The organism is Flavobacterium xylosi, assembly GCF_042787345.1.
Taxonomy (GTDB): domain Bacteria; phylum Bacteroidota; class Bacteroidia; order Flavobacteriales; family Flavobacteriaceae; genus Flavobacterium; species Flavobacterium xylosi.
In genome coordinates this window covers 61459-85736 of the sequence record NZ_JBHZPZ010000006.1, presented here as the reverse complement: position 1 = coordinate 85736, position 24278 = coordinate 61459, and the positions used below count along the sequence as shown (strand labels likewise).

21 protein-coding genes are annotated in these 24278 nt (G+C 33.4%); 4 read left to right on the top strand and 17 right to left on the bottom strand.

The annotated features are described in order from the left end of the window. Positions 1–9 precede the first annotated feature (9 nt). Together ACFX5E_RS06735 and ACFX5E_RS06730 are read right to left on the bottom strand one after the other, a co-directional pair. Complete coding sequence (locus ACFX5E_RS06735; protein ID WP_379854425.1) at positions 10–1254, bottom strand: multidrug effflux MFS transporter; 1245 nt, start codon at positions 1252–1254, stop codon at positions 10–12. 97 nt (positions 1255–1351) lie between these two features. Further along, positions 1352–2068, bottom strand: a complete 717-nt coding sequence (locus tag ACFX5E_RS06730) for a TSUP family transporter (protein ID WP_379854424.1) — start codon at positions 2066–2068, stop codon at positions 1352–1354. Positions 2069–2174: 106 nt separating this feature from the next. Here ACFX5E_RS06730 and ACFX5E_RS06725 point away from each other — a divergent pair, with 106 nt between their 5' ends. Beyond that, positions 2175–2594, top strand: coding sequence for an Lrp/AsnC family transcriptional regulator (locus ACFX5E_RS06725; protein WP_379854423.1), 420 nt, complete (start codon positions 2175–2177; stop codon positions 2592–2594). A gap of 279 nt (positions 2595–2873) precedes the next feature. On the opposite strand, the gene ACFX5E_RS06720 is transcribed toward ACFX5E_RS06725, so the two are convergent. Continuing rightward, positions 2874–3380 (bottom strand): DUF2911 domain-containing protein, encoded by a 507-nt coding sequence (locus tag ACFX5E_RS06720; RefSeq protein ID WP_379854422.1) that lies wholly within the window; start codon positions 3378–3380, stop codon positions 2874–2876. Positions 3381–3565: 185 nt separating this feature from the next. On the opposite strand from ACFX5E_RS06720, the gene ACFX5E_RS06715 reads away from it, so the two are divergent. Further along, entirely contained in the window at positions 3566–5482 is a 1917-nt protein-coding gene (locus tag ACFX5E_RS06715; RefSeq protein WP_379854421.1) for a DUF294 nucleotidyltransferase-like domain-containing protein, read from the top strand. Between the two features lie 3 nt (positions 5483–5485). Then, the gene (locus ACFX5E_RS06710; RefSeq protein WP_379854420.1) at positions 5486–6082 is read left to right on the top strand and encodes a 3'-5' exonuclease; all 597 of its coding nucleotides are present in this window, start codon (positions 5486–5488) and stop codon (positions 6080–6082) included. Positions 6083–6098: 16 nt separating this feature from the next. On the opposite strand, the gene ACFX5E_RS06705 is transcribed toward ACFX5E_RS06710, so the two are convergent. The 14 genes from ACFX5E_RS06705 to ACFX5E_RS06640 form a co-directional block, all read right to left on the bottom strand. Beyond that, on the bottom strand, positions 6099–6584 hold the full coding sequence (locus tag ACFX5E_RS06705) for a 4'-phosphopantetheinyl transferase family protein (RefSeq protein WP_379854419.1): 486 nt from the start codon (positions 6582–6584) through the stop codon (positions 6099–6101). A gap of 31 nt (positions 6585–6615) precedes the next feature. Then, the gene (locus tag ACFX5E_RS06700) at positions 6616–6873 is read right to left on the bottom strand and encodes an acyl carrier protein (RefSeq protein WP_379854418.1); all 258 of its coding nucleotides are present in this window, start codon (positions 6871–6873) and stop codon (positions 6616–6618) included. A 69-nt stretch (positions 6874–6942) separates the two neighbouring features. Then, positions 6943–8262, bottom strand: a complete 1320-nt coding sequence (locus ACFX5E_RS06695; RefSeq protein WP_379854417.1) for a beta-ketoacyl-[acyl-carrier-protein] synthase family protein — start codon at positions 8260–8262, stop codon at positions 6943–6945. Then, complete coding sequence (locus tag ACFX5E_RS06690) at positions 8263–8697, bottom strand: 3-hydroxyacyl-ACP dehydratase FabZ family protein (RefSeq protein ID WP_379854416.1); 435 nt, start codon at positions 8695–8697, stop codon at positions 8263–8265. Between the two features lie 31 nt (positions 8698–8728). Next, the gene (locus ACFX5E_RS06685) at positions 8729–9781 is read right to left on the bottom strand and encodes a type III polyketide synthase (RefSeq protein ID WP_379854415.1); all 1053 of its coding nucleotides are present in this window, start codon (positions 9779–9781) and stop codon (positions 8729–8731) included. Further along, entirely contained in the window at positions 9778–10491 is a 714-nt protein-coding gene (locus ACFX5E_RS06680) for a methyltransferase domain-containing protein (RefSeq protein ID WP_379854414.1), read from the bottom strand. The genes ACFX5E_RS06685 and ACFX5E_RS06680 overlap by 4 nt, the downstream gene beginning before the upstream one ends. Continuing rightward, on the bottom strand, positions 10492–11622 hold the full coding sequence (locus tag ACFX5E_RS06675; RefSeq protein WP_379854413.1) for an NAD(P)/FAD-dependent oxidoreductase: 1131 nt from the start codon (positions 11620–11622) through the stop codon (positions 10492–10494). Between the two features lie 143 nt (positions 11623–11765). Continuing rightward, a complete protein-coding gene (gene acs / locus ACFX5E_RS06670) occupies positions 11766–13673 on the bottom strand; it encodes an acetate--CoA ligase (protein WP_379854412.1) in 1908 nt (635 codons plus the stop codon). Positions 13674–14205: 532 nt separating this feature from the next. Beyond that, the gene (ilvC, locus tag ACFX5E_RS06665; RefSeq protein ID WP_379854411.1) at positions 14206–15675 is read right to left on the bottom strand and encodes a ketol-acid reductoisomerase; all 1470 of its coding nucleotides are present in this window, start codon (positions 15673–15675) and stop codon (positions 14206–14208) included. A 125-nt stretch (positions 15676–15800) separates the two neighbouring features. Further along, the gene (gene ilvN / locus ACFX5E_RS06660) at positions 15801–16322 is read right to left on the bottom strand and encodes an acetolactate synthase small subunit (protein ID WP_379854410.1); all 522 of its coding nucleotides are present in this window, start codon (positions 16320–16322) and stop codon (positions 15801–15803) included. A 109-nt stretch (positions 16323–16431) separates the two neighbouring features. Beyond that, complete coding sequence (ilvB, locus tag ACFX5E_RS06655; protein ID WP_379854409.1) at positions 16432–18129, bottom strand: biosynthetic-type acetolactate synthase large subunit; 1698 nt, start codon at positions 18127–18129, stop codon at positions 16432–16434. A 131-nt stretch (positions 18130–18260) separates the two neighbouring features. Then, positions 18261–19934: a dihydroxy-acid dehydratase gene (gene ilvD / locus ACFX5E_RS06650; RefSeq protein ID WP_379854408.1), complete on the bottom strand. Its 1674-nt coding sequence runs from the start codon at positions 19932–19934 to the stop codon at positions 18261–18263. 49 nt (positions 19935–19983) lie between these two features. Further along, positions 19984–21099, bottom strand: coding sequence for a 3-isopropylmalate dehydrogenase (gene leuB / locus ACFX5E_RS06645; RefSeq protein WP_379854407.1), 1116 nt, complete (start codon positions 21097–21099; stop codon positions 19984–19986). A gap of 50 nt (positions 21100–21149) precedes the next feature. Further along, on the bottom strand, positions 21150–22325 hold the full coding sequence (locus ACFX5E_RS06640) for a 2-isopropylmalate synthase (RefSeq protein ID WP_379854406.1): 1176 nt from the start codon (positions 22323–22325) through the stop codon (positions 21150–21152). A 155-nt stretch (positions 22326–22480) separates the two neighbouring features. Here ACFX5E_RS06640 and ACFX5E_RS06635 point away from each other — a divergent pair, with 155 nt between their 5' ends. After that, a complete protein-coding gene (locus tag ACFX5E_RS06635) occupies positions 22481–24025 on the top strand; it encodes a hypothetical protein (RefSeq protein WP_379854405.1) in 1545 nt (514 codons plus the stop codon). Positions 24026–24278 lie beyond the last annotated feature (253 nt).

Sequence of the window (24278 nt, the reverse complement as noted above, 5' to 3'; positions counted from 1 at the left end):
CATTCAATATTAATCAAGTATTGCAATTCCTTCATCGTGAGAGGTTTTGGTAGTTTTTTTTATGGTTCGTTTTCCAAGAATTAAAATCAATAATGCTAAAAGTGTTGTAACTGTCATAATAACAACCATCGGAACTGAGGAATTTTTGACAAAAATACCAACGGCAAATGATGCCAAAGCACCTAATCCCAATTGAATAGCGCCCATTAAGGCAGAGGCACTTCCTGCATTTCTGGTAAAAGGAGCAAGGGTGAGTCCTGCCGTATTAGGATTAGATATTCCCAGACAGGCAAGGAATAAAAACAACATAGTAATTGTTCCGTACAAACCTAATAAACCATTCATGGAGAGTATAAGAAACACGATTACAATAACGGATTGTGAAATTAATGCCCCAAAAATCATTTGCTCGCTTTTGAATCTATTCAACAAAACAGAATTAAGCTGGCTGGCACTGATAAAACTCAACGACATAAAAGCAAATATCCAACCGTAAACTTTAGCATCCACTTTAAAAATATCCATAAATAAAATAGGACAAGCTGCTACATAAGTAAACAATCCGGAGAAAGCTACCGCTCCTGTAAAAGCATAGGTATAAAACTGAGGTTCTTTTACAATACCTATAAAATTAGTAATAATAGGTTTTGGTTTTAATGAAATTGAAGTGTCCGGTTTATAGGTATTTGGCAAACCAAAATGGGCTGCTAAAAGAATTAAAATTCCTAAGCACATTAGTATAAAAAAGACGGTATGCCAGCCGTAATCTGCCGTGATATAACCTCCAATTGTTGGTGCCAGCATCGGCGAAAGCCCAACAACCAACATTAATAATGAGAATACTTTTGGAATATCTTTAACAGGAAATAAATCACGAACCATAGAAACCGAAGCTACCGTGGCAGCACAGCTACCCAAAGCCTGAATGAATCGTAAACCAATAAAAGTATTAATATCAGTTACAAAAAAACAACCTAGTGATGCCAAAATGTAAACCAACAATCCTATAAATAGTGGTTTTTTTCGACCAAAGCGATCTAACAATGGTCCATAAAGCAATTGACCCGCCGAAATTCCAATAAAATAACTGGATAAAGTCATAGAGACATTTGCAACTGAAGTATTTAAATCCTTGGCAATTCCTGCAAAACCGGGTAAATACATATCAATTGAAAATGGACCCAGCGCAGTTAATGAACCTAAAATTAGAATTAACTTTATATATTTTGTTTTTGTATTTGATTCATTACTCATCAAATTGCATTTTTAAAATTTTTGCAAAGGTAAATATTTAAGATACGAATCGAATCACTTTCAGCTTTCAATGTAAGATTTGTTATTTAACTAATTATTATTTTACCAATAGCACGATTCCAGAAATAAAAAGAAGGATTAACATAATTTTCTTAAATAGAACCTCGTTTAATTTTAAGAAGACTTTATTTCCTAAAAATAGTGCTAATATAAAAAAAGGCAAGACATATAATGAGTTGTATAATTTACCGACCGTCAAAATTCCTTCAAAAATTAAAACAGGGATACGCATCATTGTAACCAATCCTAAAACACCAAACATTGTTGCTCGAAACGTCTTGACATCGGATGTTTCGCTCTTCACAACAACAACATATAGTGGTCCGCCACTGGAGAAAACCCCTGAAAAAAAACCTCCCAAAAATCCAAAAACATATTTCATTTTTGAAATGATAAGCAGTTCCTTTTTACTTCTCAAACTATTTAAAACAATCAAAATGATAAATAAACCCAATGCTTTTTTTAGAATTAAAGGTTGTCCATAGACCAACACAACAATTCCGATAAGCAGTCCTATAAAGGAAGATAACGATAGTTTTTTGAGAAGAGACTTATCAATATTTTCCCATTCTTTATACACATAAATGGGTGTCGAGATAGAATAGAAAATAGATAAATAGGCGATGGCATCAGACAATGGCATAACAAACAAAAGAAAAGGCAAAGAAACTAAAGCTCCTGCAAAACCAGTAATAGTTTGAATAAAGAATCCTATAGAAATTCCAGTAATAAGTAATAATAGCATTGTGTCCATAGTGCAAAATTAGAATAACGAATACTTAAAGTAAAATCTAATCAATGGATTTAGTGTCGTAATACCATAAAATAAATGTAATTTAGCCTTAATTAACACTTTATTTATGGTAGATGCAATCGATTTAAAAATAATAGAAAGTCTTAAAGTTAATTCCAGAACTTCATTTGTAGAGATTGGAAAGCAAGTTGGACTTTCTCCGTCATCAGTTCGTGAACGAATTCAAAAATTGGAAGACACGAATGTTATATTGGGATATAACGTACAGCTTAATAATACGAAACTTGGTTTTGGCTTAGAGGTTTTTATCATGTATAAACTCTTTAGCGGAAAACTGAAAATATTTTGTGATGATTTGAATCAGTTTCCTGAAATATATGAAGTTTATAGAATCACAGGAACTCATAATATTTTTATGAAAGTTGTATTAATTGACCAATTGCATTTGCAACAATTCATTGATAGGCTTTTAGTTTATGGTGAACCCACATCGCATTTAATCTTATCTGATTTAAAAGATTCTTAGTTGCTCCGAACACCATTCACTATATTCTTATATAAGGTTAATCTTGTAGACTAATGGATTGTACCGGTTAGCGTTATATTGCTTAAAAATCAATATATAAAAATGAACTATAATTTATATTATGTAAAATAGATTTTTTTGATTTACCTATTATTTATCCATTTTATAATAAATATAATTGTTCCTAAATTTAATTTGGTCCGATTAACGCACAGTCATAAAATATAAAAAGCACTACCTTTCACAAGTGCTTTTAGAGTTATATGAATTTAAAATAAATTATTTAACTGAAAATAGTATGTTCCATTTTTCCCAACTTAAAACAACAGTATCCTTATTTATAGTGTAAACTAATTTTTCAGCTATTGTTTCAGCAAGTTTTTGTTTTACAGTAACTCGTAACTGATCTTGTTTTTGATCATATTTATAAGTTCCCCATTGTTTTGGTTCTTTATTAAAAATGATAACACATTCTTTTTCATTTGGGATAACAAAAAAAGAATATTTACCGGCCGGCAATTTTGATCCTTCAATGGTCAGCTCTTTATCTGTTTCAAATGTGGTTGCATCATTTGCGCCCGCGCGCCAAACTTGATTAAACGGAACCAATTTGCCCCAGATTTCCCTAGTTCTCACAGATGGGCTACCATAATTAATAGTAATTGTAGCGCCATTAATTTTACCTGTAACAACTTCCTTAGTGCTTGTTGGCTTTTCTTGAGCATTTAGGAAATTAATAAACAACAATGCAAAAGTTAACAAGGGTATTTTTTTAAGTAATCTCATGATTTAAAATGTTTTAGTTATAATTACAAACTTAAAATAACTTTATTTAATTAATTGTAAATTCTTACTAATTTTAAGAAAAAAATAAGGTTTGTGTAAATTATTTTTTTTACTATAATATTGACTGTATTGTAATTATTTAATTTGTTATTTTTACAATCAATACTTTATCTATTTGTAGAACTATGAATTCAATTGCTGAGCACATTGCTGATTTTTTAAAGGAATATCCACCATTTAATCATTTGACTTTTCAAGAATTATCTGAAATAGCTACAAGCATACGCGTCGTAAATTTAGAAAAGCATAAAATATTATTTCAAATTAATGATGTTTTGCATGACAGTTTTTATGTTGTGGCTTCTGGGGTTATCAATTTGTCAGTTATAGCTGATGCGGAAGAAACGTTATTAAACAAGTGTCATGTGGGGGATATTTTTGGTTTACGTCCGTTTTTTGCCAAAAACAATTACATGATGACTGCCAAAGCTAGAGAAGAAAGTATTATTTACGCCATTCCCATCGCCACTTTTCGTCCTTTTGTTGCCAACAATTCAGAAGTTCTTAATTTTTTACTGGAGAGTTTTGCAACAAATACGCCGAATCCAAAAGACAAAGAAAATTTAAGAGGAAAACTGATTTCGGATAATGTATACTATTCGGATCAACAATCTGAAATGCAGTATTTTCAATCACTAAATTATAATAATTCTCCTTTAAAAACAACAATTACAAGTACTGTAATAGAGGTCGCTCAACTTATGACCGAGAATCTAATGAATAACGTCATTGTTTGCGATAACAATATGCCTATTGGTATTGTTACAGATAGCGATATGCGTTCAAAAATTGCAACCGGTAGATTTGCCTTAACAGCGTCGGTGGATAAAATAATGTCTTCTCCAGTAATAACTGTACAAGAGAATGTTTCCTTGGCAGAAGCTCAATTGCTTATGCTGAAACACAATATGACTCATTTGTGCGTGACGCAAGACGGGACAGATAAATCTGCAGTAAAAGGAATAATTTCTGAAAGAGATTTGATTATTGCACAAGCCAGTAATCCGGGTGTTTTAATAAAAGAAATTAAACGTTCCCAAACTCCAAAAGATTTAAAACAAATTCGGGAACGATTGGCTGATCTTATTCAAAATTCGATTCATAAAAACATTCCTCTTTCTCATATAAATAATATTGCCAGCGAAATTAACATGGCTCTGATTAAACGTTCGGTTGAATTGTCAATTTTAGATTTAGGGTCCCCTCCTGCCCGTTTTGCGTGGTTAAGCATAGGTAGTCAGGGAAGAAAAGAACAATTGTTGCTTACCGATCAAGACAGTATTTTGATTTTTGAAGATGTGACACCAGATAAATATAGAGATGTAAAAGACTATTTTCTGAAATTAGGAAAAAAAACAACTGCAACGCTGGAAAAAATAGGCTATGAACTATGTCCAAATGGGCATATGGGAAGCAATATTCTTTGGTGTAAATCATTGACAGACTGGACTAAGCAATACAACAGCTGGATGAATACTCCAGGTGAAAATAGCAATGATTTAAGTAGTATTTTCTTTGATTATGAAATTGCGTTTGGAGAACAAAAAATTGAAGAAACCATAACTGATACCGTTTTCAAGAATGCTAAAAACAATACTTTGTTCTTTGATTTTTTAGGGAATGATGCCTTAAGAAAAAACTCTCCTTTAACTTTTTTCAAAAATTTGAATGTAGAAGAAGAAGGACCAAACAAAAATAAATTTGATATAAAAACGCGTGCTTTAATGCCATTAATTGACGGAGCGCGTTTATTCACTTTAAATTATAATATAAAAGGAATTAACAACACCTTCCTTAGATTCAAACAATTAGCAATTACTGATGTGAAAAATTCAGAGATTTATCTTAATTGCGCCGAAGCATTTTTGATTTTATCAAAATTTAGAACAGTTGAAGGATTAAAAAATGATGATTGTGGTCAATTTATAAATTTGAATGAATTATCAAAAATTGATAAAGAAAAATTAAAAAATGCTCTTGCTCCAATGAAAGAATTAGAGGAGTTAATAAAAAGTAAATTTCAACTTACCCAATTTTCATAAAGTATGATCGACTGGCTGAAAAATATTAATAAAGAACATCCTGAGTTTTGGAAGGCGTACCTTTCTAAATTTGATAAAAAATCAAAACGTTTTGTGATTTTATCGACCGAAACTTCTGGTTTAAATTCTGTAAAAGACGTTATTTTATCGATTGGCTCTTTTGCAGTAATCGATAACAGTATCGTTATTGGAGACAGCTTTGAGGCCGTTTTGCTACAATATAAATTTCTTCACGATAATGGACTTTCGAACGAATTTATCGTAGAAAGTAAAATGAAAAAATTGGGGGAACCTGAAGCTATAAAATTATTGATTGATTATATTGGAAATGCAGTATTGGTAGGACATCACATTGATTTCGATGTAGAAATGATCAATGCCGCACTGGAAAGATTGGATTGTGGTCGTCTAAAAAACGAAGCTTTAGATATAGATGTGATGTATCGTAAACTTCAGGATATTAATAATAAACAATTCTCATTAGACGAATTGAGTACCATATACAACCTACCAAAAAGTGATCGTAATTCTTCATCCGAAGATGCTTATAAAATTGCATTATTATTCCTAAAATTAAAGTCTAGATTGGGAATTAAATAACAACTGAATTTATAAATCAAAGGGTAATTCCTTTCCAAAAACGCCCGTGATGAGAAATCGATACGGGCTTTTTCATTTTAGTAAATTCTTCAATTATAAAAGGAATCCCGTTCGTTTTGCAGATTTTAGCATCTAAATTCAGGTCCTTAATTTGGATAAAATAATCTTCTTCTGTAACTGCAATTGTATAAATACTTTCATCTGAAATTTTGGTATTTGTATAATAGATAGTACCATTACAGCTGACCATTCCTGAAGTCTCACTTTGATAAAAGCACTCTAGTTTCAAAGGAAAATACCCACGAATATTAGTCTGCCTGTTATAAATTTTATACGCAGCTTCTTTTCTGGTCCATAAATTCCAAACGGTGAATTCAGGATTTTCCATACTATTGATTAGCAACTGTTCTTTTTGAGTGAAAATTTTATCTAAAAAACCTTTGCGCTGCCAGTTGCTTTCTTTTCTGGCTAAAGCCAAATCTACTATATCGTTTCCAATCACTTTATCGTACTATTTTTAAGTATTAGGCATGTTATTCTTTTTCTGATAATTTAGCTTGAATAATTTCCATTGCTGATTTTACGTTGATCATTCGTTCCATCGATTCATTATCAATTACGATGTTGTATTTTTCTTCTATATCTAAAATAACATCAACTAAATTAGCAGAGTTAATTTTCAAGTCATTGATGAAATCAGTTTCTTCCGTCAATGTTTCCAATGCTTCCTGATTTGCGACGTATGGTTTTACGATATTTTTTAATTCGCCGATTGTTTGTTCTTTATCCATATTCAATTTTTTAGCCTACAAAGGCGATAAGATGAGACGTTTATTTATTAGTTCGAATACTGTTAACTATTAATTTTTTGGATTAGGCTCCCTTCCCTTTGGGAAGGGCTGGGGATGGGATTTAAACTTCTTAAAAATAACGCAGCCATTGACATCTCCAAAACCAAAACTGGCTTTTACAACGATATTTAGTTCTTTTTCAATTAATTTTCTTGGGATTCGGGACTCATTAATAAGAGCTGCAATTTCGAGATGTAAATCTTCACAATTTATATTTGGAAAAACAAACCCCTCATGTAATTGCAATACCGAGGCCACACTTTCAATACTACCAGCGCCTGACAAACAATGTCCTACCATTGATTTCAAAGAATTGATATACGGAAAATCACTTCCCTTTCTTTCTAAAGCTTCACTCCAATTCTGGATTTCTAAACTATCTTTTGATGTTGCTGTCAAATGCCCGTTAATAGCATCGATCTCATTTGGATGAATTCCTGCATTTTCAATGGCATTTTTTATACATTTCTGAACTGCGACGGGATTTGGAGCTGTCATAGTTCCTAATCCGCGTTGTCCACCAGAATTTGCATTTCCGCCTAAAACTTCTGCGTAAATTTTTGCACCGCGAGCTACCGCAGTTTCTAAATCTTCCAAAACCAAAGCTCCTGCTCCGCTTCCGGGTACAAATCCCGAAGCACTTGCACTCATAGGTCTCGAACCTTGCTCTGGGGAATCATTATGTTTAAAAGTACAAACGCGCATTGCATCGAATCCACCCCAAATATAAGGACCTGAATCACTAGTGCTTCCTGCTAAAATACGTTTTGCCAGGCCTGATTGTATGCGTTCATATGCCATCAAAATACTTTCAGTTCCGGTAGTACAAGCCGAGGAATTCGTGGTTACCTGATTTCCTAAACCTAATTTTCCTCCTAAATAAGCACTAACGCCACTATTCATTGTTTGAGCCACGGCGGTGCTTCCTAGTTTTCGAGTTTGAAAATCGTCAATTTTATAAATACTTTCTCGAAATTTATCAATTCCTGAAGTTCCTGTGCCAAAAACAGTTCCGCTATCCCAATCCGGTTCTTCATTAATTTCTAAAGATAGACCGGCATCTTTCCATGCATCAATTCCTGCAATCACTCCGTATAAAATTCCCGTAGAATTGAAGTTACGTAACTCTAATTCTGAAAAATATTGCAATGCTAATTCAGTAGAAACTTCAGGCTTTCCGGAAATCTGACAGGAGAATTGCAATCGTTCTAATTCCGGATCCTTTTTAATGCCCGAAACACCATTTTTGATGGCATGAGTAAACGCATCAAGCCCTACTCCATTTGGAGCAACTACACCAAGCCCCGTAATTACTACTCTTTTTTTCATTTATTTAGAAATTATCATCCCTGCTATTACTCCTGTGCAAACAACTTCTCCTTTTTCATTTTTCATGATTACTTTACATTTTAGTTTTCCAAATCTAAAATATATTTTTTCCGAAATCACAATCACTTTTTCATTTGGAAAAACAGGTTTTAAAAATTCAATATCATTTGATGTTAAAGCAATTGAAGTACTTTTACTAAATGTATTATTTAATAAAAATATACCTAGACAAACCAACCCAATTTGAGCCATAACTTCCGTTAAAATAACACCAGGAGTAACTGGAAAATCCTTAAAATGTCCTTTGTAAAAATCCAGATTTTCATCAAAAGTATAATTACCTTCCACTCCATTTTCATCAATATGGATAATTTCGTCCACAAACAAAAAGGGTTTGGAATAGGGTAATTGTGATATGATTTCTTCTTTTCTCATAGATTTTCTACTCCCCTTTGGGGGTTAGGGGCTAAAACTGCAATAAAACTCTTTGTGCCGAAAATCCAGGTCCAAAACTCAGCATTAATCCTTTCTCTCCTTTTTTAGGCTGATCATCCATTATTCGCTCTAAAACATACAAAACCGTAGCGCTCGACATATTCCCGTATAAACGCAAGACTTCTTTAGTATCGTTTATATTTTTCCCTAAATCCGAAAACAAGCCTTCAACCGTTTGGACAATTTTCTTTCCACCTGGATGAAAAATCAAATGGTCAATATCCTCCATTCTCAGATTGTTTTTTTCCAAGAAAGGATGAATAATATCTGGAAAATGGGAAGCAATCGTTTCTGGAACTTCAATATCCAATACCATTTGCAATCCCGAATTTGTAAGTTTAAAGCCCATCATGTGGATATTATCATAAAAATGATACATTTCCTCCGCCAGAATTTCGGGTCCTTCATCTTCTTCATGGGAAGAAAGTAAAACACAAGCCGCTCCATCACCAAAAATAGCCGCACTTACAATATTCGCCATCGAAAAATCATCCAATTGGAATGTTGCCGTTGGGCTTTCGACAGCAATTACGGCAGCCCGTTTCCCGGGATTGGCCTGCAAGAAATTTTTAGCATAAATAATTCCGGAAATTCCCGCTGCACAGCCCATTTCAGTAACGGGAAGCCGAACAATATCCTGACGCAATTTCAATTTATTAATTAAATAGGCATCTAATGAAGGAATCATAATTCCTGTGCAACTTACGGTGATGATATAATCCAAATCTTCGGGATTCCAATTCGCTTTTTCCAACGCCTTTTCGAGAACTTTTTCACCTAATTCAATTACTTCACGTACATAAATATCGTTTCTTTCTTCAAAGGAAGTTTTCGTAAAAACCTCGATTGGATCCATAATCGAGTACCGTTTATCAACAGCAGCACCTTCAAAAATTTTCTTTACTTTTCTAACGAAACGTTCGTCTTGTCCGACCAGCCAAGCATCAAGAAACGGAATGATTTCATCAGTATTCCTTGAATATTTGGGCAACTGTTTGCTTACTGTTTTTATTTTTACACTCATATTTTTGAAATTATCCATTGGTAACGAAAAGCCCACTTCCATTGGATTTTATAGTTGCTGAAATTTAATTTTTCTGAAAAATGTATTAATTCTACTTTTTTAAACCCTCTTAAAATCGAAATTAACCCATCCTCACGGGACATATCATTCAATCGAAAGACAAGACATAATGCTTGAAAAAGACGATACGCTATTGCACTCCTGTGCAAGTCATTAATAACAATTCCAATATTCGAATTAGCATTAAACACATTTAACAAATGAACTATTTCTTTGTCTTTAAAATGATGCAATGTCAAAGTACACAAAACAATATCGTATTTTAATTCTTCAAAAGATTTATCAAATATATCCTCACATTGGTAACTTATATTAGGATAATTTTGAGATAATTGCTGCGCGTGTTTTACAGTGAAATTATTTGCATCAATCCCTATCAATTGAAAGTTTAAATTATTTTTCAACCCATAATCTGCTATGGTTCGCAACATATCACCATTCCCACAACCTACATCCACGATCGAAATTGTTGTTGTTTTGGAAATGCTTCCTACAAGTTTCTGAACCCCTCGTAAAGTTAGCTGGTTTCCTCCTAAAAGCTGGTTAATTTTAGCAATTTTGTCTAGGGCATCACGTAAGATTTCTCCTTCCATGGAAAAATCGTCCATTGTTTCAGGTTCATCCGTTCTGTATTTGGTATTTAGAAGCATTTATAAGTTTAAAATTATAGGTTTACCGTGTGTCTTTTTAATGATTTTTGGCAATAAAAATGGAAATATAATTAATATACGCATCAATACACCGGATAGTTTTTGCTTTTGCAAAAGATTCGATAAAAATCTTCCCATTTTCAATCGTTGACTAAAATTAAAATTCCATTCCTGAATGTATTTTTCTTCTAATTTATTTCTGGATTTGATTTCTTTTTTGAAATATTTATCAATTAATTCTGAAACAATTTTAGCACTATGAATAGCCATTGCCATTCCGTTTCCGCATAAAGGATGAATTAATCCAGCCGTGTCACCAATCATTAAAATATGATTTTCAACAGCTTGTTTCTTCTCAAAACAAATCTGGCTAATCGTTAGAGGTTTTTCAAAAACGAGTTTACTTTGTTCAAAAATTGTTTTTAAATGTGGATTCTGAGAAACTACTTTTTCTTGATAATCGTCAATATTTTTAAATTGTTTAAAGGTTTTATAATCTGCCAAATAGCAAATATTAATAATGTCATTTTCTACTTTTGAAACTCCGCAATATCCACCTTTAAAATTGTGCAAGCCGACCAAGTTATTAGGAAAATTTCCTGAATAGTGCGCTTTCACGGCCAGCCATGGAGACTTTTTCTGAATGAAATTGCGATTTAATTTCTGATCGATATTGGATCGTTTTCCAAAAGCACCAATTAAAACTTCCGATTTTAAAATAGTCTTATCTGAAGTGGTCAGGGTAAATTCATCATTATCAAAAACAATAGATTCTGCAGTTTCCTTGATTATTTCGCAGCCATTTGCAATTGCTTTTTTAAATAAATATTCATCGAGAGTATAGCGACTAATTCCGAATCCTCCAAGAGGCAAACTGTTTTTAATTGTTTTTCCGGAAACCGTTGAAAATTCAAGATGAGTAATATTTGTCGGATGCAAAGAAGCGATATCTAAATTAAGCCAATTAAGATATGGCAAAACTTCATTCGATATATATTCGCCACAAACTTTGTGTTTTGGAAATTCATTTTTTTCAACAATGGTTACTTGGAATCCAATTTTGGATAAATGTATTGCAGCAGTCAAACCTGCTAAACCGCCACCAATAATCAAGACTTCCTTATTTTTCATACAGAAGTAAATTTATGGATTTGTTTTCTAATGCAGCTATGTAATCTAATATAAAACTTATATAATTAAATTTGATAATTCCTTGTATAGTAAAAGAGATGCCAAAAAAAAGCTGTTTTGATTACAAACAGCTTCTAATTCATTTACAATTTCCCTTCTTTTATTTCCTTAATAACTTCAGGATTCAATAAGGTTGATGTATCTCCAAAGTTTGAATAATCACCCTCCGCAATTTTACGCAGAATCCTACGCATGATTTTTCCGGAACGTGTTTTTGGTAAACCAGAAACAAATTGAATTTTATCCAACTTGGCAATTGGCCCAATGTGATCGGCTATATGCTGATTAATTTCTTTGATCAGATTTTCTTTATTTCTGGTTTCGCCGGTTTCTTTTAAAATTACAAAACCATACAATGCATTTCCTTTAATATCATGTGGGAAACCGACAATAGCTGATTCAGCAACTGCCGGATGCTCATTAATGGCATCTTCGATAGGAGCGGTTCCCAGATTGTGTCCGGAAACAATAACGACGTCATCTACTCTACCAGTAATTCTATAATAGCCTACTTCATCACGTAAAGCACCGTCACCAGTAAAATATTTTCCAGGAAAAGTCGAGAAATAAGTGTCTTTATACCGTTGATGGTCTCCCCAAATAGTTCGGGCAATTCCTGGCCAAGGAAATTTAATACACAAACTTCCTACCACTTGATTACCCTCGATTTCATTTCGTTTTTCGTCCATCAAAACGGGTTGAATTCCCGGTAATGGTAAAGTCGCGTATGTTGGCTTAGTTGGAGTAACAAATGCAATTGGCGAAATCATAATTCCACCCGTTTCGGTTTGCCACCAAGTATCTACAACAGGACATCTTTTGTCCCCAACGTGGTCATTGTACCAGTGCCAAGCTTCTTCATTTATTGGTTCTCCAACAGATCCAATAACCTTTAAAGATTTTAAAGGGTACTTTCGCACATATTCTAAATTTTCTTTCGCTAATGCACGAATAGCTGTTGGGGCAGTATAAAATTGGGTCACTTTATGCTTTTCGATAATTTCCCAAAAACGGCTAAAAGCAGGATAGGAAGGAACTCCTTCAAAAATAACAGTTGTACCGCCGTTCAATAAAGGACCATATAAAGTATAAGAATGTCCGGTAATCCAGCCTATATCAGCGGTACACCAAAAAATATCGTTCTCTTCATGATTAAAAACATTTTTAAAGGTATAGGCTGTATAGACCATATAACCAGCTGTAGTATGTACCATCCCTTTAGGTTTCCCAGTAGAACCGGAAGTATAAAGAATAAATAACGGATCTTCGGCATCCATTATTTCGGCTACATTATTATCTGATGCTTCGTCTAAAAGAGGTTGCAACCATTGGTCACGCCCCTCTTTCATGTCAATTTGTGAATGTATTCTTTTTGCAACAAGTACTTTTTCTACTCCAGGACATTGTGTCAATGCTTCGTCGATTATTCCCTTTAAATCAATTGTTTTATTTCCTCTGAATCCACCATCAGAAGTGATGACCATTTTGCAATCGCTATCATTTATTCTTGTCGCTACAGCGTATGATGAAAATCCTGCAAAGACAACCGAATGTATTGCTCCAATTCTGGCGCAAGCTAAAGTAGTAATGGCTAATTCAGGAATCATTGGTAAATAAATACAAACGCGATCTCCTTTTTTTATTCCTTGTTCTCGTAGTACGTTTGCCATTTTACAAACGCGTTGGTATAACTCATTATAAGTAATGTGTAATGCTTTTTCATTAGGGTCATTAGGTTCAAAAATTATAGCGGTCTTCCCTCCTCTTTTATTTAGATGTCTGTCAATACAATTTTTTGTAATATTTACTTTCGCTTCAGTAAACCATTTTACTTCAGCTTCTGCCATATTAAAATCAACAACTTTATCCCATTGTTGGTACCAAGTAAAGTTTTCTTCTGCTATTTTTCCCCAAAATTTTCTTGGTTCACGAACTGATTTGTTATAATGTTTAAAATATTGTTCTAAATTTTCAATTTTATAATAGCTCATGTTTTAATTTTTTATAAAAGTATCAAATCTCTATCTATTCCTAAAATTATTTAAAATATTAATTTCTATAAAAAAATTATTATACCATAAAAAAAATAGCTTTTAAATGAATATTTGTTGGTTTTTTGTTGTTTTGGATAGAAATGTTTGACACCAAAAAAGCGAGATAGTTTTTTTTTATCTCGCCCTTTGTCTCAACAAAATTTAACAATAAATAATTCAGTAATAATGAATACTAATTTCTAAACATACTAACCAAAATAATTTAGACTTTTTAACAAAATAAGCATTACCAAAAACTTCAATTATAAAACCACTGGAAATTCGAAAAAATCAAAAAAAGATTCTCTAATTATATTGTATAAAATATTAGGGATTGCTTCACTTAACTTTCAAGCTCGTTTGAAGTTAAGTGAACATTGTATTAATATTTGTTTCATTTTTAAGATAAAAAAAGTACTAATTCAATTACTCATAAAACAAATAACACATCGCAAATCCCATGCACTCAGTGGAGTGTTAATATTTTTCATTATCCTATTTTCTTCATGGCCGTCATTGATTCTCTCAACCAAGCTCCTACTTCTTCTATAGGATGTTGACGAATACTGCTATTGACAGCAATAAGTACCGCATTATCTACTCCATTTGAAGTAGAGAAAGGTTTTCCTATCACATTAGTATCTACAGTTTTCATGAATTCAGTTAATAACGGTTTGCAGGCATGATCAAATAAATAACAACCGTATTCTGCAGTATCTGAAATGATTCTGTTCATTTCATATAATTTTTTTCTGGCTATTGTATTTGCAATCAAAGGCAGTTCGTGCAAAGATTCATAATACGCTGATTCTTCAATGATACCTGTTTGGGTCATCGTTTCAAATGCTAACTCAACTCCGGCTTTTACCATGGCAATCATCAAAACTCCGTTATCAAAATATTCCTGTTCTGAGATATGAGCAGCTGTTGGTGCTGTTTTCTCAAAATTAGTTTCTGCGGTTGCACCTCTCCAAGTCAATAAATTAATATCATCATTAGCCCAGTCAATCATCATGTTTTTTGAAAATTCACCTGAGATAATATCATCCATATGCTTTTGAAACAATGGACGCATAATGTCTTTTAATTCATCTGCCAGTTCATAAGCTTCTATTTTTGCAGGATTAGAAAGGCGGTCCATCATGTTTGTGATTCCACCATGTTTCAAAGCTTCCGTTACCGTTTCCCAGCCGTATTGAATTAATTTTGAAGCATAAGCAGGCTCGATTCCTTTTTCAACCATTTTGTCGAAACATAAAATAGATCCAGTTTGCAACATTCCGCAAAGAATGGTTTGTTCCCCCATTAAATCCGATTTAACTTCCGCTACAAATGAAGAGTTTAAAACTCCAGCTTTGTGACCACCAGTAGCAACTGCATAGGCTTTTGCTTGTTCGAAACCTTCTCCGTTTGGATCATTTTCAGGATGAACCGCTATTAATGTTGGTACTCCAAAACCTCTTTTATATTCTTCACGAACCTCAGATCCTGGACATTTAGGAGCACACATAATAACCGTGATGTCTTTACGGATTTGCATTCCTTCTTCTACGATATTAAATCCGTGAGAATAGGCTAATGTTGAACCTTTTTTCATCAATGGCATAATCGCAGTAACTACTGCTGTATGCTGTTTATCAGGTGTAAGGTTACAAACCAAATCAGCTGTTGGAATTAATTCTTCATAAGTTCCCACTTTGAAACCGTTTTCAGTTGCGTTTTTGAAAGAGACTCTTTTTTCTGCGATTGCATCTGCACGCAATGCATAAGAAATATCCAAACCTGAATCTCTCATGTTTAATCCTTGGTTCAAACCTTGAGCTCCGCAACCTACGATAACTACTTTTTTTCCTTTTAAAGCTTCTATGCCATTTTTAAATTCAGATTGGTCCATGAATTCGCAAACGCCTAATTGTTCTAATTGTAGTCTTAGTGGTAATGAATTGAAATAATTTGCCATTTTTTTTTAAATATTTAATGAATGTAAAATTTAATGATTGAAATAATTAATGATTGTAAGATTGAGATTCCTCCTTCGTCGGAATGACAAACTACACTGCGACTGAACACCGCAAACTGATTACTCTAAGAAAGTTCTTCTAATAAAGTTGATATTTCCATTTTTTCTTTGGAAACTGATATTCTTCCGGATCGCACAAACTGCATGATTCCGAAAGGTTTAAATCTTTCGTATAATTCTTCAATTTCGGAACGTTTTCCAGACTTCGAAATCACAAAATAGTCTCTTGAAACCGTAACTATTTCGGAGTGACTTTCTTTAATGATGTTTTGTATCTGTCTTTCGTCAAATAATAAACTCGAATGTATTTTAAACAAAGCACTTTCTAAGAAAATAGTTTCTTCATCAACATGATAAAAAGCTTTAATAACTTCGATTTGTTTTTCTATTTGACCTACAATATTTTGCACCCATTTTTCCGTTGTATCCACAACTATGATGAATCTGGAAACATTTTCAATCTCAGATTCAGATACATTTAAACTCAAAATATTGATATGACGTTTCAAGAATATTCCAGATATTCTGTTTAATAAGCCAACGTTGTTTTCTGAATATACAGAAATGGTGAATGTTTTATTTTCCATGTTTTTTGTTTAAAGTTTTTTATGTTTAAAGTTTAAAGTTGAGCAACATTCTTATTTTACTGCTAGTGTTTCATTCCAACAACTTCTAAACTTTAAACTTTAAACTATTTTAGGACAAACGAATGTCTGAAACCGATGCTCCTGTTGGAATCATTGGGAATACGTTATTTTCTTTTTCTACCATAACTTCAAGAAAATACGCATCTTTTGAAGCCATCATTTCGGCAACAGCTGCGTCTAAATCTTCTCTTTTAATTACTTTTTTAGCTTTAATATAATAACCCTCAGCAATAGCGGTAAAGTTTGGATTGATCATTTCAGTAGAAGCATATCGTTTGTCAAAAAACAATTGCTGCCACTGCCTAACCATTCCCAAAAATTCGTTGTTTAATACCACAATTTTCACAGGAACTTTAGTCTGAAAAATAGTTCCCAACTCCTGAATAGTCATTTGAAAACCACCGTCACCAATGATAGCAACCACTTCACGATCTGGCATTCCCATTTTGGCACCAATAGCAGCAGGCAAAGCAAATCCCATAGTTCCTAAACCTCCTGAGGTCACATTACTTTTAGTCGAATTGAATTTGGCATAACGGCAAGCAAACATTTGATGTTGCCCTACATCCGAAACCATTATCGCATCTCCTTTTGAGTGTTTGTTGATCATTTCTATCGTTTCACCCATCGAAATTCCCTTATTATCTGTAGGTTTTAATTCCTCATTTATAACAGTTTCTAATTCAATTTTATATAATTCCTTGAATTCGTTGTGCCAAGATTCATGTGTTCTACTTTCAATAAAAGGAAGTAAAGCCGTCAATGATTCTTTTACATCTGCCAAGACAGCTACGGTAGTTTTTACATTTTTATCTATTTCTGCCGGATCAATTTCAAAGTGAATTACTTTGGCTTGTTTCGCATAAGCAGCTAAATTTCCTGTCACACGATCGTCAAAACGCATTCCGAGTGCAATTAAAACATCACATTCGTTAGTCAAAACATTTGGACCATAATTACCGTGCATTCCTAGCATCCCCACATTTAATAGATGATCAGTCGGTAACGCAGAAAGACCCAAAATAGTCCAGGCAGCAGGAATTCCAGATTTCTCCACTAAGGCTTTTAATTGTTCTTCGGCTTCGCCAAGAATAATTCCTTGTCCAAAAACGATATATGGTTTTTTTGCATTATTAATTAATTCCGCTGCTTCCTTTATTCTTTCTAGATTTAAAGTTGGTTTTGGATTGTAACTTCTAATACTGGTACATTTTTTATAGCTGAATTCGATTTCGTCAAACTGAGCATTTTTTGTAATATCAATTAATACGGGACCCGGACGACCTGATTTTGCAATAAAAAAAGCTTTAGCCATTATCTCCGGAATTTCAGAAGCCTCCGTGATCTGATAATTCCATTTGGTTACCGGAGTTGAAATTCCAATAATATCGGTTTCCTGAAAAGCATCTGAACCCAATAAATGTTTCCCAACCTGGCCTGTAATACAAACCATTGGTGTTGAATCGATTTGAGCATCGGCAATTCCGGTAACTAGATTTGTTGCTCCAGGACCTGAAGTAGCAATTGCTACACCCACTTTTCCTGTTGCTCTTGCAAAGCCTTGTGCCGCATGTGTTGCCCCTTGCTCGTGACGTACTAAAACATGATGCAACTGATCTTTAAATTTATATAATTCGTCGTAGACCGGCATGATTGCTCCACCTGGATAACCATAAACTAAGTCTACTCCTTCTTCTAATAAGCATCTAATAATGGCTTCTGCACCTGATATTTTATTTGTTCCCATGGGTACCTTTATTTTTTCCTCACCCCAGCCCTCTTCAAAGGAGAGGGAGGGATAACGAAATGGAATTGTTTTTCTTACTTCTGACTTTTGAGCCTCGACTCACCATCCTTCGGAGGGGGTTGGGGGGAGGATTATTTATCGGTTACGCAACCTGTTGAGGCGCTTGAAACTGCTCTTGCGTATTTTAGCAGCACTCCTTTTGTGACTTTTAAGGGTGGCTGCACCCAACTTGCTTTGCGAGCGGCAAACTCTTCATCAGAAATCTTCAAATTAATTGTATTTTTTATCGCATCAATTGTTATTGAATCGCCATTTTGAACCAATGCAATTCCGCCACCATCGAAAGCTTCGGGTGTAATGTGACCGACCACAAAACCGTGTGATCCGCCAGAAAATCTTCCGTCAGTTATTAAAGCTACTGATCCTCCAAGTCCAGCACCCATAATTGCTGATGTAGGCTTGAGCATTTCTGGCATTCCAGGACCTCCTTTTGGGCCTACATACCTTATTACAACTACGTTTCCGGGTTTTACAAGTCCATTTTGAATTCCCGGAATAACATCAAATTCGCTTTCAAAAACAATGGCTTCACCTTCAAAAAATTCGCCTTCATTTCCACTAATTTTTGCAACGGCACCATCTTCAGCCAGATTTCCATACAAAATTTGGATATTTCCTGTTGATTTTAAAGATTTTTGAATTTCATGAATCACATCTTGACCATCATCTAAGTCAGGAAGATTTGCTAAATTTTCAGATAGAGTTTTTCCAGTGACAGTCATACAATCGCCGTGCATTAATCCTTCTTTCAATAAATACTTCATAACTGCTGGAACTCCTCCTACATTATGTAAGTTTTCCATTAAATATTTACCGCTTGGTTTTAAATCGGCTAGCATAGGAGTTTTATCACTAATATCTTGAAAATCTTTCAATGTAATTTCGATGTCAACAGAATGGGCCATAGCAATTAAGTGCATTACCGCATTAGTTGATCCACCAAGCACCGCAACTATAGTAATCGCATTTTCAAAACCCTTGCGAGTCATAATGTCTTTTGGCTTTATATCTTTTTCTAATAAAATTCTAATATGTTTTCCAGCTTCTAAACATTCTTGTTTCTTTTCGTCACTTAACGCTGGATTTGACGAACTGTATGGTAAACTCATTCCGAGTGCTTCAATCGCTGATGCCATTGTATTAGCCGTATACATTCCGCCGCAAGCTCCTGGTCCAGGACAAGAATTTTTTATAATCCCTTTAAAATCTTCATCAGAAATTGTGTTTTGAAATTTTTTCCCCAATGCTTCAAACGAAGAAACTATATTTAGACTTTCCCCTTTCCAAGTTCCAGAATGGATTGAACCTCCATAAACCATTATCGATGGACGATTTACTCTTCCCATTGCGATCAAAGCACCAGGCATATTTTTATCACAACCCGGTATTGCAATCATTGCATCGTACCATTGCGCTCCCATAACGGTTTCAATAGAATCAGCTATCACATCTCGCGAAACCAAAGAAAAACGCATTCCTTCAGTGCCATTTGAAATTCCGTCACTGACGCCAATTGTATTAAAAATCAAACCAACTAAATCGGTATCCCAAACCCCTTTTTTTACATCTTTTGCAAGATCATTTAAGTGCATGTTACAAGTGTTTCCCTCATAACCCATACTAACAATTCCTACTTGTGCTTTCTTCAAATCTTCTTCTGTTAAACCAATTCCGTAAAGCATCGCTTGAGCTGCAGGTTGAGTTTCGTCTTGAGTTATGGTCTTGCTATATTTATTTAATTCCATTTATATGTTAATTTGTGTTTTGTTTTAGAATTGAGAAATTACGCTTCGATTAAACGATTGTCGATTGTCCTATTTTTATATTATCAATTTTAAAATATAAATCATCTTTACTTAAAATGAAGTTTGCAATAAAATCACCCACTTCATTGGTTCCAAATTTTGAATCTGTGTTTAAGTCAACAGTAACCACATTATATTCTATCGCTTTTTCTACCGCTTCATATACTTTTTTAGCTTCTTTATGTAGTCCAAAATGTTCCAATAACATTGCTGCAGATAAAACGGAAGCAATAGGATTCGCTATGTTTTTTCCGGTAGCTTGTGGATAAGAACCATGAATAGGTTCAAAAAGTGCGTTTGTTTTTCCTAACGATGCCGATGCTAATAATCCAATAGATCCTGTAATTACACTGGCTTCATCAGATAATATATCACCAAATAAATTCTCGGTTAAAATCACATCAAATTGTCTTGGATTGAGAATAATTTGCATCGCTGCATTATCAACAAAAAGAAAATCTAAAGCTACATCAGGGTAATCTTGACTTACTTTTTTTACTACTCGTCTCCATAATCTGGATGTTTCAAGCACATTGGCTTTATCAACCATAGTCACTTTTTTTCGTCTGTTTTGAGCACTTTTAAATGCTAAATGAGTGATTCTAGTAATTTCTTCTTCCGAATATTCACATAAATCTGAAGCTATTGTTCCGGACTCATTTAATTTTTTTTCACCAAAATAAACACCTCCCGTCAGCTCTCTAAAAAGAATGAAATCAACACCTTCAATTATTTCTTTTTTTAAAGGAGACGAATTTAATAAAGAAGAATATGGTTTTATAGGTCTGATATTAGCAAAAAGCCCCAATGATTTTCGTAATTTTAATAAACCTTGTTCTGGACGTACTTTGGCATCCGGATTATTATCGTATTTTGGATCACCAATAGCTCCAAATAAAACCGCATCAGTATTAAGACAAAGATTCAATGTTTGTTCTGGGAGTGGATTTCCAGTTTTTTCAATAGCAATTGCCCCAACAAAGGCATCTTCAAAAACAAACTCATGGTCAAAAACTAAACCAATCGCATATAGCGCTTTCTTTGCTTGTAAGATTACTTCTGGTCCTATTCCGTCTCCTGCTAGTACTGCTATTTTTAAGTTCATGGGATTGTATTTTAAAATTGTTTGCTAAAACTTTTTATCTAATATTTATATTAACTTCTAATTAATTCACTTTGTATTTTGCAGACTTCAATAATTTGATGAATATCGCCATCCAATACTTCTTTTTTGATATCGGCAAATCTTAAAAACTCTGTATAGACGATATCCAATTGTACTTTTGAAAGTTCATAACCTACTTTTTTGGCTCTATAAGCCAATGCAGCTCTTCCGCTTCTGGCTGTAAGAACTATAGAAGACTCATTGACACCAACGTCCAATGGATCCATGATTTCGTAAGTGGATCTGTTTTTTATAACTCCATCCTGATGAATTCCGGAGCTGTGTGCAAAGGCATTAGCACCTACAATAGCTTTGTTAGGCTGCACTATCATTCCCATGCTTTCTGAAACCAAACGACTCATTTCATTCAATTGTTTTGAATCTATATCGGTATATAAATTCAAATATGGATGTTGTTTGAAAATCATCACTACCTCTTCAAGTGCAGTATTTCCTGCTCTTTCTCCTATTCCATTAATAGTACATTCAATTTGTCTGGCTCCGTTTACAGCACCCGCAATAGAATTGGCAGTAGCCATACCTAAATCGTTATGACAATGACAAGAAAGAATTACATTTTCAATTCCTTTTACGTTTTCTCTAAGATATTTTATTTTCGCTCCATATTCTTCCGGCAAACAATATCCTGTAGTGTCCGGTATGTTAAGTACAGTAGCGCCTGATTTTATTGCTTCTTCACAGACTCGAGCCAAGAAATCATTATCAGTTCTACCAGCATCTTCAGCATAAAACTCTACATCCTCTACATAAGATTTAGCATGCGAAACAGCAAATTTTGCTCTGGCTATAACATCTTCTCTAGTTGTGTTTAATTTGTGTATTATATGAGAATTTGAAGTCCCAATACCCGTGTGAATACGAGGCTTTTTTGCATATTTTAAAGCAGCTGCGGCAACATCAATATCATTTTTTACTGCTCTGGTCAAACCACAAACCGTAGCATTTTTTACAATCTTGCTAATTTCTGTAACAGATAAAAAATCCCCAGGACTTGACACCGGAAAACCAGCTTCAATAATGTCAACTCCCATCTCATCTAAGCGATTTGCTATAACAAGTTTTTGTTTGGTATCTAGTTTACATCCTGGAACCTGCTCTCCGTCTCTTAAAGTGGTGTCAAAAATTTGGACTTTCTCTCTATTCATTTTCATTTATTTAATGTAATTTCACATCTTAATAACAAAAATAGATTTCAACACTTTAAATATAAAATTCATTTTAACCAAATATACTGCTTATAAAGCAACTAATAAAGACTTAAGTTATTTATTTACAGTGTATTGCACTTCTATATTTTACAATGGCTAACCATCAAAAAGATTTTTTATTTGTATTAATAAAATCCCTTTCCAAGTCTGAAAAGAGACAATTTAAGATTTTTGCAAGTAGACTGGAAACAAGTTCAAATACAAAATTCATCGAATTATTCAACATTTTAGACAAGTCGGAAATGTATGATGAGAAACTTATTTTGAAAAGTGGTATTATAAAAAAAGTGCAGTTATCAAACCTAAAATCCTATTTATATAAACAAATATTAGTCAGCATCCGTCTGAATATTCCCAGTCAAAACATTCGCTACCAATTACGCGAACAAATTGATTTTGCAACCATATTATACAACAAAGGCTTGTACAAGCAAAGTTTGAAAATCTTGGATAAAACAAAAATTTCAGCTTTAGAAAATGATGAAAAACTCATGGCCTATGAAATTGTGGAATTTGAAAAATTAATAGAGTCACAGTACATCACCCGAAGTATTCAAGGACGAGCCGATGAATTAGTTATACAGGCAAAAGAACTAAATTACCGGAACACTATATCCAGTAAATTATCCAATTTATCCTTGCAGTTATACGGAATAATGCTCAAAACAGGGTATGTAAAAAGTGACGAAGAATATAAATACATTGATGATTATTTCAACAAACACATCGCCAAATTAGATGAGAAAAAATTTGGATTTCGGGAGAAATATTGGTTCTACAATGCAAATCTTTGGCGTAGTTTTTTAGTACAGGACTTTTTAGCCAGTTATAAATATGCGTATAAATGGGTCACTCTTTTTTATGATAATCCCAATATGATTTATCTCAATCCTGTCTTTTTCTTAAAAGGGAATCATTATTTACTGGAGTCTTTATTCATGCTAAAATACAAATCGAAATTTAAAAAATATTTGTTTTTACTGGAAGAAACTATCAATGATCCGCGTTTTCCGGTAAATGATAATATTGCTTCGTTATCGTTCTTGTATTTGTATAACAATAAATTAAATTATCATATTTTGGAAGGCACTTTTGCGGAAAGTGAATACCTAATTCCAGAAATTTTAAATAAATTAAAGTTACATAGTGAACATCTTGATGAGCATCATGAAATGTTGTTTTACTATAAAATAGCTTCTATTTATTTTGGAAACGAAAAATATAATGAATGTATATTTTATTTAGAGAAAATTATAAATAACAAGAATCTTTCCATGCGAGAAGATTTAATGTGTTTTGCCCGATTACTGAGTTTAATTGCCCACTATGAATTAGGCAATGATTATTATTTGGAAAATCAGTTAAAAAACACTTATAAATTTTTATTGAAAATGAATGATTTGCATGAGGTGCAAAAAGAAATCATTAAGTTTTTGAAAAACTTAAATTCTATATATCCAGGCGATATCAAAAAGGAGTTTATCAAAATGAGGGAACGATTTATAGAATTAGATAAAAATACCTATGAAAAAAGGGCGTTTCTTTACCTCGATATTATCTCGTGGTTAGAAAGTAAAATCGAAAACAGAAAAATCAGTGATATTATCAAAGAAAAAGCAAAATTGAGTAATCGATAATATCGTTATTAAAACCAATAATGTATTTAATTCTGTCATTTCGACGAAGGAGAAATCACATAACGAGAGCAACCAATGAGATTTCTCCTTCGTCGAAATGACAAATTAGTTAAAAAACATTCTATTATGTTGCAATCCGAAAGAAAACGAGGTAAGAAGAAGAAATCGCTTTGATTAAGAAAATATTTTTGGAACTGAACTAAGATACTACTTTCAAAAAATATTGATTACTTTTAAAGGAAACTTAAAAAGA

Bases quoted from the DNA above. Each gene is read 5' to 3' on its own strand.
- ACFX5E_RS06735 (WP_379854425.1), bottom strand. From the start codon at position 1,254: ATGAGTAATGAATCAAATACAAAAACAAAATATATAAAGTTAATTCTA.
- ACFX5E_RS06730 (WP_379854424.1), bottom strand. From the start codon at position 2,068: ATGGACACAATGCTATTATTACTTATTACTGGAATTTCTATAGGATTC.
- ACFX5E_RS06725 (WP_379854423.1), top strand. From the start codon at position 2,175: ATGGTAGATGCAATCGATTTAAAAATAATAGAAAGTCTTAAAGTTAAT.
- ACFX5E_RS06720 (WP_379854422.1), bottom strand. From the start codon at position 3,380: ATGAGATTACTTAAAAAAATACCCTTGTTAACTTTTGCATTGTTGTTT.
- ACFX5E_RS06715 (WP_379854421.1), top strand. From the start codon at position 3,566: ATGAATTCAATTGCTGAGCACATTGCTGATTTTTTAAAGGAATATCCA.
- ACFX5E_RS06710 (WP_379854420.1), top strand. From the start codon at position 5,486: ATGATCGACTGGCTGAAAAATATTAATAAAGAACATCCTGAGTTTTGG.
- ACFX5E_RS06700 (WP_379854418.1), bottom strand. From the start codon at position 6,873: ATGGATAAAGAACAAACAATCGGCGAATTAAAAAATATCGTAAAACCA.
- ACFX5E_RS06695 (WP_379854417.1), bottom strand. From the start codon at position 8,262: ATGAAAAAAAGAGTAGTAATTACGGGGCTTGGTGTAGTTGCTCCAAAT.
- ACFX5E_RS06690 (WP_379854416.1), bottom strand. From the start codon at position 8,697: ATGAGAAAAGAAGAAATCATATCACAATTACCCTATTCCAAACCCTTT.
- ACFX5E_RS06685 (WP_379854415.1), bottom strand. From the start codon at position 9,781: ATGAGTGTAAAAATAAAAACAGTAAGCAAACAGTTGCCCAAATATTCA.
- ACFX5E_RS06680 (WP_379854414.1), bottom strand. From the start codon at position 10,491: ATGCTTCTAAATACCAAATACAGAACGGATGAACCTGAAACAATGGAC.
- ACFX5E_RS06675 (WP_379854413.1), bottom strand. From the start codon at position 11,622: ATGAAAAATAAGGAAGTCTTGATTATTGGTGGCGGTTTAGCAGGTTTG.
- acs (WP_379854412.1), bottom strand. From the start codon at position 13,673: ATGAGCTATTATAAAATTGAAAATTTAGAACAATATTTTAAACATTAT.
- ilvC (WP_379854411.1), bottom strand. From the start codon at position 15,675: ATGGCAAATTATTTCAATTCATTACCACTAAGACTACAATTAGAACAA.
- ilvN (WP_379854410.1), bottom strand. From the start codon at position 16,322: ATGGAAAATAAAACATTCACCATTTCTGTATATTCAGAAAACAACGTT.
- ilvB (WP_379854409.1), bottom strand. From the start codon at position 18,129: ATGGGAACAAATAAAATATCAGGTGCAGAAGCCATTATTAGATGCTTA.
- ilvD (WP_379854408.1), bottom strand. From the start codon at position 19,934: ATGGAATTAAATAAATATAGCAAGACCATAACTCAAGACGAAACTCAA.
- leuB (WP_379854407.1), bottom strand. From the start codon at position 21,099: ATGAACTTAAAAATAGCAGTACTAGCAGGAGACGGAATAGGACCAGAA.
- ACFX5E_RS06640 (WP_379854406.1), bottom strand. From the start codon at position 22,325: ATGAATAGAGAGAAAGTCCAAATTTTTGACACCACTTTAAGAGACGGA.
- ACFX5E_RS06635 (WP_379854405.1), top strand. From the start codon at position 22,481: ATGGCTAACCATCAAAAAGATTTTTTATTTGTATTAATAAAATCCCTT.